Below are 13,629 nucleotides of genomic sequence, written 5' to 3'. Positions count from 1 at the left end.
TTCACTCAACCAACAGGAACGATCTGGGTTCCGGGTGGACGTAGACAATAGGCCGGTCAGCCTAGGCACTGACAAAAACGCGGGAGTTAGCGGGGCAACCAGCGGGGGAGCACGCGCTGGAACTGGGCCTGGAGCCTGGGTAGGAGCAGAGCCGGGAATGGTGCTGGGAACAGGGGCGCGCACCAATCATTGACAATCACGCGGCTTCAGTGGAACGCCGCAAAGCAACATCGCCTTACTCAATTCCACCCACCGGAGCCTTTTTTGCGCGACGACCCAGCCAAAGCGCTGCCCACTCCCACCGACTTTCGCAAAGCCATGGGGCATTTCCCCACGGGCGTGTGCGTGGTCGCGCTTGAGACACAGTCGGGTGAGATCGCCGCGATGACGATCAACTCCTTTGTATCGGTGTCATTGAACCCGCTCTTGGTGTGTTGGTCCTTGCACAATTCCTCCGGCCGCTTCGAGCTGTTCTCAAAAGCCAAGCGTTTCACCATCAGCATTTTGGCAGCCGATCAAAGTGGACTTGCAACGACCTATGCCTCGCGTGAGCTGACCGCTGTGAGCGAGGCAGATTTTGAGAGAAGTACGCAAGGTCTGCCGGTCATTAAGGGCTCTTTGGCAGCGTTCGAGTGCCAAGCATTCGCTCAGCATCCCGCTGGCGATCACACCATGATCCTTGGCGAGGTGACGGCCTTAAGCGATCTGCCGCAATCAGGGGCAAGGGCGCTTGGGTTTTACAGCGGAGCGTTCCTCAGCGTTCCCGCTGATCAATAAAGGATCATCTGCGTGCACCGGAAGAGGGCACATTTGCGCCCCGTTTCCTTATGCGTGACCGTAGAGGTCCAAACCTGCGTGGTGCGTCCAAGATGATCAGCCTCAGCGCGCCCGATGAGCGTGCCCTCGCCGGCTGTGCCTAGGAAGTTCGATTTCAATTCTATCGTGGTGTAGCCTTTCGCCCCTTGCGGCAGCACATTGCCCGCTGCAAAGCCGCAAACACTGTCCGCGAGCGCAATCATGGAGGCTGCGTGGAGCGCATTGGCTCCAGAACGCAAATGGTGCGGCCCGATCACCATTTGTGCCTCAAGCCAGCCTTCGCCTTCATCAATCAGAGTGATCCCCATATGCGGGACCAACCCGCCTTGGGGCGGATGAAAGCGTAGGTCGTGCTTGGGGTCGACGCTTGTGTCAGCCATTACTCGCCAATGGGACGCGTGCCATCGCCCAGCACGATAAATGCCGCCCAATAGAAGGGGTGCGAGGTGTTGGCATCGTCCATCAGCTCACGCTGAGATTTGCCGAGCGAGACCGACAGCCCCTGATCCTGACCGGAGATGAGGCCCTGTACGAGACGCTGTGTCGCATCAAAATCATCGGGCACCGGCCAGTGACTTGCCACAACTGCGCGGGCTCCTGCGCCCACAAAGGCGCGTACCAAACCATCAAGGGCGTAGTTGCCACCGCCCACAATGCCTGCCTCGCGTGACGCGGCTGTCGTGGCGATGCCGGCGGTGTCACAGGCCGAAAGGATCACGACGTCAGCATCAAGGTTGAGGTCGAAAATCTCTTTAAAGCTTAGGAGACCGTCCGAGCCATCATCGCCAAACGAGGTGACGAGCGCAGGGCGCGCTGCGCAATTGGGCTTGGGCGCGGTCACAAGGCCGTGCGTTGCAAAGTGCACGACGCGGTAATCGGAGAGCTGCTCGTTAGCGAGCAGAGCGGTGTCAGAGAAATCATCGCCTACCGCGACATCGCTTTTGTCGAGCCCATATTTTTCAGCTGCAAAATACAGCTCATCAGACGCAATCGGATCGCGCCACGTATCAAGCCCCCATGCGCACGGATCGGTCGGATCGGCGCGGCCCGTTGGAAGTGAGTTGGAGCCAATGCCAAAATACGCTTTCTTCGCCTTGGACGGCGCAATCCGGCGGATATCGAGGAAACCACGCGGGCTCACCGCAATCGACACATCGCGCGAACGGCCAAGCCAATCGATCTCACGGTAATCGTAAAGCTCATCATCATCGAAGGTGTTTGCGGTCCGCTCAAGGTATGTATCCACACCCTCCTGGCTCGCGATCAGCACTTGCGGTGGCAATTGCAGCATTGGGCCATCGGGCTCAAAAATGATGTGCTTGGTGCTTGCCATTTCCGCTTCGACGGGACCAAACAGGCGAAGGTAAAGGTCGCGTGCCCGCTCAACATCATAAGGATAAGTAACCTGCTCGCCACCTTCGGAGATGACGATGGAATCGCGGATGAAAGCCACCGCTTCATCGATTTCGGCAAGCCCGCCTTCGATCTTGAAGCTGCGAGCGTCTTTGGCGGTGATCCAAAGCGTGTAGACGTCATCGCCGAGCAGAACCATCTTGTAATAGGCCTCGCCCACTTTGAGTTCTGATTGCAGGTCGGACAGCTCAAGGCCGGTCGGCGAAAGCGCACGAAAACGCGGGAAGTCGCCAAGTTTCGACAAGAGCCCGGTTTGCTCTGCACGCAAATATTCGAGCGTCTCTCGCGCTGCAATGAGCCCGTCGGCCTGAAGCTGTGTTGGCTTTGTGAGTGCTGCCAAACGGTCTGCGCGCGCCTGTGTCCGGGCGATTTCACGGCTGCGGTTCAAGGAAAGGCGGAAGAGGGCCGAGGCCTCATCATCGCCTTCGGACATTTGCCGGGCAAGGATTGCTTGGGTTTGCGCAACACCGGGGCGTTGAAGCAGTTGAGAGGCGGCAAAGAACTCTGCTGTTGCATCGGCCGTCCCTTGCTCAGCGAGCAGCGAGAAATAGGGCTCCAGCAAGTTGCGAAGGCTCGCCCCGCTGTCAGTCGTGTTTTGTGCGCGCACAACAACATCGCCAAACACGGTGCGGGCCTCATCATCGCGGCCAAGGCGCAGGAGAAAGCCTGCTTTGCGAGCGCGCGCGGCGAGCAGAACAGGAGACTGCGGATAATCGCGTGAGATTGCGTTTGCTGCCACGTCATAGGCTCTCAAGGCGACATCATTACGCCCCTGACCCTCCGCCACCAAAGCCCGCTCAATCGCGATCTCAGAACGAAGCCAGCGTGCAGACGAAACGCGGCCTTCGCGCACATCGGCAATGCGGGTATCGGCCGCTTTCAGGATACGGCTGGCCTTGCCAAGTTCGCCCTGCTGGCGTGCAATCGAACCCTCAATCGCCATGCCTTGCGCATCAAGCAGTTCTGCGCGTTCCGCTTGGCTAAGGCCCAGTTCAACACCGCCAAGGCGTTGCAATGCGATATTCTCCCGGTTGATCTGAGCCGAGAGCGGATTGTCGATAAAGCCTTCGCGAATGGAGAGCTCTTCGGGGTCCTGAGAAACCTCACGCATAGGCTGGGCGAGCACATCAAGCGCGGCGTCCGGGAAACGGCGGTTGATGAAGTTGAGCGCGCGGTAATTGCGGATCAGGCGCTGTGCCACACCGTCATTGCGCGTGAGTGTCTCATCAGCTCTCGTGAACAGGCTTTCAGCGGCCTGAAAATTGCCAAGGTTGCTTTGTTGCAGGCCTTGGTTTGCAAGGACCTCAGCATAAGCAGATGTGCGTGCCTGCGTGCGGCCAAGCAGGTTTTCAAAGAATTGTCCGCTTTCAGCAAAGCGCCCGGAATTGTTGCGCACATAAGCTTCGTTGAGCGCATCGAATTCGCTCAACGCGCCTGCTTGAACGCGGGCGAAAGCAGCGGCGTCGCTGACCTCGGTTTGCGCGACTTCGATAGTGCCGGGAAGCGCTTTGTCATTGAAAACGCTGGCTAAAGCGAGGCGCAGGACCGGGTCGTATCCGGCCAGCCCTTCCGCCACATAGGTGCGCCCATCCTGTTCGAGCATGTAGCTGCGATACGAAACGCCAAACTTTTCATCTTGGCAGGTGAGCTTCTTAACATCCCCCACCATATCGATTTGTGCAGCCTCGGGCGCGCTGCATGATGCATCTTCACCCGCGGCCTCTGGCTGCGCTATTGCCTCGCCGCCATCGCGCAAGACCAGCAATTTGCCCACGTCCCCCGATGCATCACGGCAAGTGAGGCGATAGGCGCGGTCGAACATGGTCTTAAGCCGCGGTTCGGCAGGTGCGTTTTGCGCTGTACAGCGAACGCCTGCGTTACCCACACGAAAGTTGGTTTTGATCGACAGTGGTTCGCTTTGCGAGGACACAGGCGCAACCATGGCTGTGCCAGAGAAAACCAGAGCGGCCCCTGTGGCGCTCAAGAGGAGCTTTGAGAGTTTCATCATTGGTCTCCGCTATCTGCTGGCGGTGAAACAGTCACATCGGGATCGAGCAGCGCAGGGTTGCCTGAGCCGCTTATCGGATCGTTGATTGCGCCGCGTTGTTCGAGAGTGTTGGTGTCGATGAGTGAAGGCGGCGCTGCGATTGGGCCTGTTGCAGGGCCTTCGCTCTCTTCTTCCTCTTCTTCAGAAGTTTCCTCTTCTTCCTCTTCGCCCTCATCCTCGGTTTCGTCAGTCTCCTCGGATTCTTCGCCCTCTTCGCCCTCTTCAGCCTCGTTCTCGCTTTCGTCGGAAGTCTCACCCTCTTCCGACGCATCGCCATTGCCAGAAGAGCTTTCGCCTTCATCCGACCCAGCGTCACTGTCAGTTTCGACGTCGGCATCGATGTCTGCGTCTGCGCCCGTATCGCTGCCAGTATCTGCACCGCCATCGCTAGAGGAGGAGCCACCGCTGTCGCTGGTCTCGATATCGAACTCGCCTGGACCAGCGCCGCCGTCATCGACATCCTCAACGGTCACATCAACACCGTCGGTGGAGCCAGTGCCGTTTGCCGCAGCGCCTCCCGGAGCGCTTGAAGCATCGTTTTCCTCGCCCCCTGCTTCTTCGCCGGTATCAGTGTCAGTGTTATTGGCATCGGTTGTGCCAGACCCCGCACCGGCGTCAGTCGTTGTCGATCCGCTGGTGCTCGACGTTGCGCTTGCCGTCGCGCCGCTGACCGATGCTGAGACGGTGGAGGTGATTTCCCCTGTATCCTCGCTCACAGCGGTGCAGCCTGCAAACAGGCATCTGTTGATTTGGCTGCCTGCGGCAATGCCAAAGCTGTCGTTGTTCTCGAGCGCGCTGAGGATAGCGGTTGCTGCATCATCGCCTGTGGTGTTCCCACCAGTTCCTGCGATCTGTCCGTTCAGGACGACAAGCGTGCCTGCTTGATCATTGCCGTTGATTACAAGACCCTCGGCGCTGCCGATGACGAAGCCTGCTGGCAGGTCCTGCGTCCCAACGTTTTGAATGACCGCCACTTCGCCAACGTTAAGCACAAGAGACCCTGTTGTAATCACACCATCAGGACGAGGCGTCGCTGCGGGTGTGTTGATCAGGTCCTGAATTTCTGCATTGGAAAGAGCAGAGCTGCCATTGTCCAAAACGTTGCTGTCGCCTGCCACAAAGACGCGCGCATTGACCGTGAGGCTCGTTCCATCGGTACCAAGGTCGATGCTGGCGGTATCAAGGTTTACGCTCACATCGTCGGCTTGCAGCAATACATCAACCGGTGAGACGAGCGCTCCGACAAGATCGATTGAATCGCCTGTGCTGAACGATACGTCCGTAAGGTCTGCAAAGCTCGTGACGTCCAGATCATCGATGCGAATGTTGGAATCGAGGCCGCCTGTGATGGCAAGGCTGCTCCCACCAAAGCGTTCAAGCAGGTCCTGGCTTAGCGATAGCCCTGCAAATTGAGGGTCTCCTGGCCCGCCCACAAGGACGTCCTCGCCAGCCGACGCGCCCAAAGCAACATTGCCGTTCGTGCCAACATCGACCGCTCCGCCTGCGCCAAATTCGATAGTGGCGGCGTTGATCGTGACGTTTGGCGTTTGCCAATTGCCGCCAATGGTTGTGGTGCCGCGCGATTGGGCAAGGATGGCCCCTGCCGTCACATCGCTAAGGGTGATGTCGCCTGCGGTTGCAAAGGACGCGCTGCCGGCTGAATTGACTGCGCCGCCCGCTGTAATATCGCCGGTGGTTGAGACGACGTTCAAAGTGCCTGCTTCCACATCTGCAAAGTCAATCGAACCGCTTGCGTTAAGGCCGACACTGCCGCCGATTGCATTCAGCGAGCCGGTGCTGATTGCACCCACATCGCCTGGCGCTGCGGTTGCCTGCGCGGTTGTTTGAGTGCCGGGCGCTGGCGCGATGGTTTGCGCAGGGTTGAAAGCGCTGATTGAGATGGAACCTGCGTTCACATCGCCAAGGGTAACAGCGCCTGATCCGGCACTGAAAATGGCAGCGCTTGTTGCTGTTGAAGTGCCGCTTACTGCCACATCGCCCGAATTTGAGCTTATATCGAGCGATCCGGCCGAAATTTCAGTCAGCGCCACACCATCGCTACCAGCGATATTTGCAGCGTTATCCGCTGAAATGGTGCCGTTGGCTGTGACGCTTCCCGTCAAAGAGCGAAGACCAAGCGTGCCTGACGACACCATTTGAATGGTTACATCGCCGTTCGCCTCGATATCGGCGTCTTCTTCGGCATCGATTGCGCCAGCCGCGTTGATCGACCCGGTAAGCGATCTGAGCATGACCGAAAACGCATCGATATTGGCAAAGTCAATCGCGCCCATCGCTTCAAGATCAACAGAGCCATTCGAGGCATTGAGGTCGATTGCTGTGATTGAACCATTGTTCGCACGGCCAAGGATTGACCCTGCGGTCGCGTTGCCAATTGTGACAGAACCACCTGCATTAAGGGCGATGGAAGCATCCGCGTTTAGGTTGCCCGTCGCTGTAATATCGCCAGAGCCTGCTGATACATTCAGATCGCCCACAAATGCGCTGTCGAGGAAGACAGATCCGACCGCGTCGACCACGACAAAGCCGAAGCTGGTGAGGCCGCCTTGCACAACGACATTGTTATCAAGCGAACGCAGATCAATGCCGCTGGCATTCACACTGCCCACGACCAATCCGCCGCCGGTCGCCTCAAGATCGACTGTGCCCATTGAGGAAACGGCCCCATCGATGACCATGTCGACCGCAGATCGACCGGTGACCGTGCCGCCCGAAACATTTGTGAGATTAACAGAGCCAATGACCGCCTCGAACTGAGCATCTTCGCTTGCCTGCAAAGTGCCCGATGAATTGACGAAGCCGTTGTTGGAGCGAAGATTGAAGGAGCGCGCATCAATATTGGCGATATCAATGGTGCCGCTTGCCTCGACCCCAATCGCATCTGATGTGGTGAGGCTGTTGGCTGCAAACCCGCCTGTTTGTGCGAACGCGGTGATTGCGGCGGCATCGGCATCGGCCAAAACGATACCGCCACCTGAACTAAGGTCGATAACGCCTGTGGCATTAAGCCCGCCTGTGTCGAAGATATCCCCCGCACCAGCGCTCAGCGAGATGTTTTCAGCGGTGATCCCGGCTGCATTTACTGACCCCGCAGCATCAGCCGTAAAGTCCGAGGCAAGGGTCAACGGTGCATCCACAATCACATCGCCGTTAAGCGAACGCAAAAGCAGCGAGGCGGCATCGATCACGCCCGGTGCAACAATGGTGTCGACCGCTTCGATAGAGATCAAACCGCCCGGCGCGCTGACTGCGCCTGTATCGAGCACTCCTGCGGCACCTGTGGTCAGGAAGATCGCGCTTCCTGTGAGGTCGAAGGTGGTAACGCTGCCAGCGGAATTGAGAATGAGATCGCCTGCCGAGGCCAAATCGGCCTCTGCGATGATATCGCCTTCGAGCGATATGAGAGAAAGCCCGGTCGACGCGTCAATTGTGCCCGGTACATAGGCAGGATCTGTAAGATCATTGCCAGAGGCGACAAATGTTCCAGCGGAAAGGCTAAATGCGTTGCCCGTTGCCGCCGCGCTGTCGGAGAAGAGCGATGTTTCGCCCGGTGTGCTGATTGTGACAGAGCCAAAATCAAATGCCGCGCCATCTGCGATGTTGACAGCGAACGGGAAGATGGAAACCGGCACCAAATTGCCCATGCCATCGTCAACCAGATAGTCTGCCGCCGCATCCCCTACGATGTTGAGGGTGGCTGTCCCGATTGTGACGGCGGATTGCTCAATAGTGAACTGGCCGCCGGTTGCATATTCGGCCGTACCCGCTGTTGCACCCAGGCCGCCAAGCCCGGTGCTGTTCATTGTAAAGCTGCCAACGGTGCTTGAACCCAGCAATTGGCTATCGAGGGCTTCAGTGAACAAGAGCGAGCCATTGCCGCCAACCCCATCGCCGCCATTGCCTTGCGTAGCGCCCGCGCCGCCATTGCCGCCCGTTCCATTGAGAGTGAAGGTAATATCACTCGCAGACACCGCCGCGCCTCGGCTGAGCAAGTTGACGCTCGAACCCACAGCCTCGCCGCCATCGCCGCCTGTGCCGGTTGTCCCATCGCCGCCATCGCCGCCGATGTTGTTGGTGGTGACGTTGAGTGTGGTGAAAGAGGCGGACCCACCAATCGCGCCAGTGACAGAGCCGCCGCTCGATGTGCCGATCTGGAAGTTGCTAAAGCGCGACTGACCGCCATCGCCGCCATTAACGCCGTCACCGCCATCGCCGCCGCGCGTGGTTGTTGTGATTTCCGCCGCGCCATTGATCGCCAGATTGCCGTTGATTGCTTGGCCTAAAATGACGCCGCCAAATCCAAAAGCGTTTCCGCCCGCACCACCATTAGCGCCGTTCAATCCATCGCCGCCCCGGCCCCCTGCAACGTCTGAGATGATCGTGAGGCTTCCAACCGATAAAAGCGAGGTGGCAACGCTCCCCTCATTGCCTCCCATGAACTGTAAGCCTCCACCATTGGCCGTGCCGCCAACACCTGGCGCATCGCTTGCCACTGCATTGCCGCCGCGCAACACTTCGCTCAAAGTGTAGGCGCCAGTGATGGAGTTTGTGCCGCGCGCCAATACTTGAACAGAAGAACCGGTGACATCGCCTCCGGTTTGTCCGTTACCGCCGGTGCCGTTTAAGTTGATAGCAAAATCGCCGCTGATGAGGTTCGAGCCACCGTCTAAGGCGAGCAACGCGGCCGCGCCCAACGTTGCAGCGCCGCCAAGCCCTAGCGAAGAGTTCCCGCCGGTTGCGCGTATCACTGCATCAACATCGCCGTTGATTTGAAGAGTGCTGCCCCCAGCGACAGCATAGATCTCTGCATTCCCGCTAAATGCATTACCCGCGTCACCGCCACCCGCCGCCGCATCGCCGCCTGTCGCCTCGGTTGAGAGGCGCACATCGGCATTGACGATTGCGACATTGGTACTGCCGTCGAACGAGTAGTTGAGGCGCGCACGATCGGTCAGCGCATCGCCGCCCAAATGCGTGCCAGTCCCAAGCGCAGAGCCGCCAACGGCATCGCCCTGGAAGTTCAGGCCAATCGCGGTGAGCGATGATCCTCCTGATATATTGACGTCCCTGCGTTCTGCGGTCGCAGCGCCTCCATCACCATCGAGCGCATCACCACCAAGAGCCGTCGTGTTCAGCAACACTAGCCCGCTGGCTATTACGTCACTTTCGCCAATATTTAGGGAGAAGGGATCGGTGTTGGCGGTGCCCCCTGCTTGACCAGCTGCAGTGGCCATGCCGCCGGAGGCTTGCTGATCGAGGACCAGGTTGCCCGCGATATTGATTGTTGAGCCGCTAAAGTCAGTGTTGAAGAAAGGAGAGGTCGCTGAACCGCCCGCAGCGCCGTTACCGCCGCGCGCAATGCCTTGAAGCAGCAGACTGCTTGTGATGTCGACGGTGGAACTGGAAGTAATAAAGTTGAGGCTGCCCGATGTTGCATCGCCGCCGACCCCTGCGCCATCTCCAGACCCATCGCCGCCGATACCAGTGACGTTCACGTCGTCCAAGCCAAGGTCGACATCAGCGTTGAGCAAGTTAAACGATACAGACCCTGACGATGCATTGCCGCCTCGCGTTCTTTCAGCGCCGGGTAATGCCGAGCCACCGAATGTCTCGTTTGCGATGCTGAGTGTTCCAAGGTCAGCTGCGACACCGTCAACAGACAGGGTGAACGTACCGCCAAACGCGTTGCCGCCAGAGCCGTCATCCTCGGTTGTATCGCCGCCTCTTGCAATTTGGGTGATTGCAAACGGCGATCCGCTATCACCGGGCAGGCCAATGACACCGCCGCCAAAAGCGGAGATATCGATGTTGCTTCCCCGGCCTTCGCCCCCGTCACCACCAGCGCCATCACCGCCTATGGTCTCAAGCGATATTGCACTCCCCGCCAGTGGGTTGTTTGTGCCAAGGAGGATGCTTGCATTCGGCCCGGTTGCGTCGATATTGACGGAGCTCGAAAATGTCAGTCCACCGGCCCCATCCGACGAGTTTCCGCCTTGCGCCATGAGGCCAATCTGCACATCACCGCCAACGTCAATTGAGCTGTTTTCACCGGCGAGGATTTCCATCTGACCCCCGGCCACCTGACCGCCTGGACCAAAGGTGCCATTGCCCCCTGTAGTGTTAGACGCAAATGTCAGCGTACCGCCAATTTGGGTGGAATTTCCAAGGGTGTTGATCTGGATAATTGGCCCGCCAACCGCGCCGCCGGTTCGGCCATTTCCGCCAAAGCTGTCTGAGGTGAAAGTGGCATTTCCGCCAATCGTCACATCACCGCCGTGATTGAAGAGCTCGTTCACATTCGTATTTGCGGTGCCGCCAAGCCCAACCGTAGAATTGCCGCCGTTTGAAAGGGCGGTTGATGTCCAATCCCCTGAGATAGTGGCGCTGCCTGCAACGCTTGCGTCAAGACGTGCGGGGCCAACATTTGCGTTGCCGCCCGTCCCTTGCAGCAGGCCAGCATCGCCGCCGCTTGCCTGTGTCAGTACTGAGACATTTGCGTTGATCGTGTTCGTGCCGCCATCAAAGATGATTGCTGCGCGGCTGGAGTCTGCAACGCCCCCTTGGCCAAAGCTGCCCATATTGCCGAATGAATCAATCGAGCCGCCCTGGGCTTGCGAGGTGACGAGCAAATCATTGGCTGTGATCACATTCGCAGCGATATTGCCATCCAGAGAAACCACGGCCTCGCCCGCGGTTGCATTGCCTGCGTTATTGACCCGGGCACTTCCACCGATCGCCCGCGATGCAAGGTCAAGGGTGCCTGCTATGTCCACCTGGCTAGAGGCCATCGACCAGAGCAAAGTGCCACTGCTAGCGCCTCCGCCCTGCTCGAGAAATGAAAAGTTGGGATCAAACGCGGGCTGACCGGTTGAATTGCCGCCCATCGCAATGGACTCAATCTTTGCGTCCCCTGCCACCGTAAGTGTGGAACCTTGAATGAGGCCATCGACTTGCCCGGTTTCACCAAACCCGCCGATTTCATCGGAGTTTCCGCCGGTTCCCTGCAAGGCTATGTCGAGACTGGAGGTTATATCAACCACACTGTTATCGACGGTGAGAACAAACCCGCCGGCGTTGCCAGAGCCGGCAAAACCTGAATCGACACTCGATCCATCGCCGCCCGTTGCCGTCAGGTTGATGCCCTCAAATGCAGCGGTCGCATTGGTGTTTAAGAACTCGACGCTCACCGAGCCACCGATTGCATTGCCGCCGTTTGTGCGTTCTGCTCCGGGAAGCGCGGAACCACCGATCGCTTCGGAAAGAAGAGACAAGCGGCCCAAATTCTGCGTCCCTTGAATGGCTCTTACTTGCGTAGAGCCAGAGATTGCATCACCGCCTCGGCCATCGTCTTCGAACGTGCTGCCGCCAATGGCCTGATTGACCACCAAGAGTGGACTGCCGATTTCATTGGGCAGACTTATCGATCCGTCTTGAGAGACCACCAAGTCGACCAATCCGGTCGATGCATTGCCACCGTCTCCATCAATCCCAATTCCGCCAACAGCTTGAACCGCGAGGAAATCCAGTTCGCCCAGCGCCGGGTCACCGATTGTATTGCTGGAAAGCACCGTTAGCGAGCTGGTCGGATTGGTCACACTGATGGTTGCACCCCCGGTGATCGCTTCGCCAGCCTGTGCACCCATGCCATCGCCATCACCGCCAAATGCTCTGCTGGTCACGCTAAGCTGATCGGTGGTGAACTGACCGCCCGATTCAATCAGGAGCGACGCATTGCTTGATTGGGCAACGCCTCCAAAACCGGCGAGGGCAAGGTTTCTTACCCTGGTGACCCCGCTGACGTTGATGACCCCGTCGTTCCTAAGGTTGATACTCGAGAGGCTATTTTGGGCACGCAATCCGCCTGTTGATCCGGAAAGATCGACAACTGTTTCGACGATCGCATCACCGCTAACGGTAAGCAGTGAACCGGCGCTTTGAACAAGCAGCTGGCTTTGACTGGCAACGACGATGTTGTCACCGTTTCCATCTTCCGTACCGATTGAGGCAATGCGCAAATTACCGGCGATATCTGCGGTTGCTCCATTCAGCACGCGCAGATTGGCCACACCCACATCCGCGCCAATCCTTGCGTGATCGGCAATAAGATTAAGGTCACCTCCAACACTCAGATTGCCAACACTTCCTGTGCCAAAATTGGTGTCGAGCGTGGCGAGCGTTTGACGCCCTGAGAATGAGGCATTGCCCAGAAATGAGAGCGTGTCTCTGACGTTAAGACTTACATCGCTCGCCGCTTTTCCGATGACGCTTGATGTGAAAGCGACGCCGGGACCAAAGCCTGCGTCCTCTGCGGTGATATCGATGAAGCCATCGCTGACTTCAAACTGGTCAATCTCACCTGCAAGAACGTTAAAGCCTGCTGAAAGGACAACTGTGTCCCCGTCCATAAAGGCGCTGTTGGCGACATCAAAACCAAGCGAGCTTCCACCGCTGATCGCGATAGTGGCAGCGTTGTTTTTGGAGATCGCGACCATATACACACGGCTGGACCCATCCGCGCTCGCAGCGCCGCCGATGATGCCGGTGTTTTCGATGGGCTGGGTAAATTCGCTGCCAACATTGACTACGATATCGAACAGGCCATCCGGGCTAAAGGTGATTGTGCCCGCTTCAGCGCCGACCAGTGCTGCCTGACCGTCCACAAAGATGCTGCCGCGATTGATGATCTGCGGCGCAAAGAGCGCGACATAGCTGCCCGGATTTTGGTCTGCGAAAATTTGAGCGCCGGGGTTGATCGTTATGCCAGAGCCCGGAAGGCTGGGTGCGAAATCCACCGTGTCACCAAGGATGAAATTGCCAAAGCCATCAGTGACCGGCTCAGCTGTTGTCAGGCCCAGATTGCCGACATCGAACACCGCATCAGACCCGACGAGAATGCCGCCCGGGCTGTAGAAAAAGACAGTGCCGCCCACTTGCCCCTGAATTTCTGAGACCACTGTGCCGTCAAAAACGACCCTTCGCGAGGGATCGCTGGGCAAGATGCGGTTAAGCACTGCGAAATCGGTGATGATGCCGTCATCTTTGAAGATCGCCGTCGTGCCGAAGGGTTGAAAGGTAATGTCACCAGCACCCCCCTGATTGTTAGGCAACCAATCGATCACCACGCCTTCGCTTTCAACGATGACCTCGGTGAAATCAGGGCTCTCAAGGATTTGTGCGTTGCCTTCAACCACGAGCCCATCTGCCTCAAAGGACTGGGCAGATGCGGGCGATGCAGTGAGCACCATGCCAGTTGCAAGAGCCAGAGCGGAACTGTTGGTTAGGGCGGTCGAGCGGCGTTTTATCGTCATTATCATCTACTCTCGCGTCAAATC

Annotated in this window: 4 protein-coding genes; 1 reads left to right on the top strand and 3 read right to left on the bottom strand. The window is 58.1% G+C overall.

Going from position 1 to position 13,629, the window contains the following annotated elements; translation table 11 throughout:
- The first annotated feature begins 264 nt into the window (after window positions 1-264).
- Window positions 265-777, top strand: coding sequence for a flavin reductase family protein (locus tag AC0V61_RS05170; protein ID WP_486156203.1), 513 nt, complete (start codon window positions 265-267; stop codon window positions 775-777).
- On the opposite strand, the gene AC0V61_RS05165 is transcribed toward AC0V61_RS05170, so the two are convergent.
- The 3 genes from AC0V61_RS05165 to AC0V61_RS05155 are packed head-to-tail and all read right to left on the bottom strand — an operon-like array spanning window position 771 to window position 13,605.
- Window positions 771-1,196, bottom strand: coding sequence for a PaaI family thioesterase (locus AC0V61_RS05165; RefSeq protein ID WP_486156202.1), 426 nt, complete (start codon window positions 1,194-1,196; stop codon window positions 771-773). The two genes, AC0V61_RS05170 and AC0V61_RS05165, sit on opposite strands and share 7 nt — an antisense overlap.
- Window positions 1,196-4,237, bottom strand: a complete 3,042-nt coding sequence (locus tag AC0V61_RS05160; RefSeq protein ID WP_486156201.1) for a CHAT domain-containing protein — start codon at window positions 4,235-4,237, stop codon at window positions 1,196-1,198. Before AC0V61_RS05160 ends, AC0V61_RS05165 begins: the two co-directional genes overlap by 1 nt.
- Entirely contained in the window at window positions 4,234-13,605 is a 9,372-nt protein-coding gene (locus AC0V61_RS05155; RefSeq protein WP_486156200.1) for a hypothetical protein, read from the bottom strand. The genes AC0V61_RS05160 and AC0V61_RS05155 overlap by 4 nt, the downstream gene beginning before the upstream one ends.
- Between the last annotated feature and the right edge of the window lie 24 nt (window positions 13,606-13,629).

The organism is Erythrobacter sp. JB1-4, from assembly GCF_057365025.1.
Note: the sequence above shows the minus strand (reverse complement) of the source record. Positions and strands in the feature narration are given on the sequence as shown.

What these genes read in the sequence shown, in the direction of transcription:
- AC0V61_RS05165 (WP_486156202.1), bottom strand. Translation starts at nt 1,196, where the DNA reads ATGGCTGACACAAGCGTCGACCCCAAGCACGACCTACGCTTTCATCCG.
- AC0V61_RS05160 (WP_486156201.1), bottom strand. Translation starts at nt 4,237, where the DNA reads ATGATGAAACTCTCAAAGCTCCTCTTGAGCGCCACAGGGGCCGCTCTG.
- AC0V61_RS05155 (WP_486156200.1), bottom strand. Translation starts at nt 13,605, where the DNA reads ATGACGATAAAACGCCGCTCGACCGCCCTAACCAACAGTTCCGCTCTG.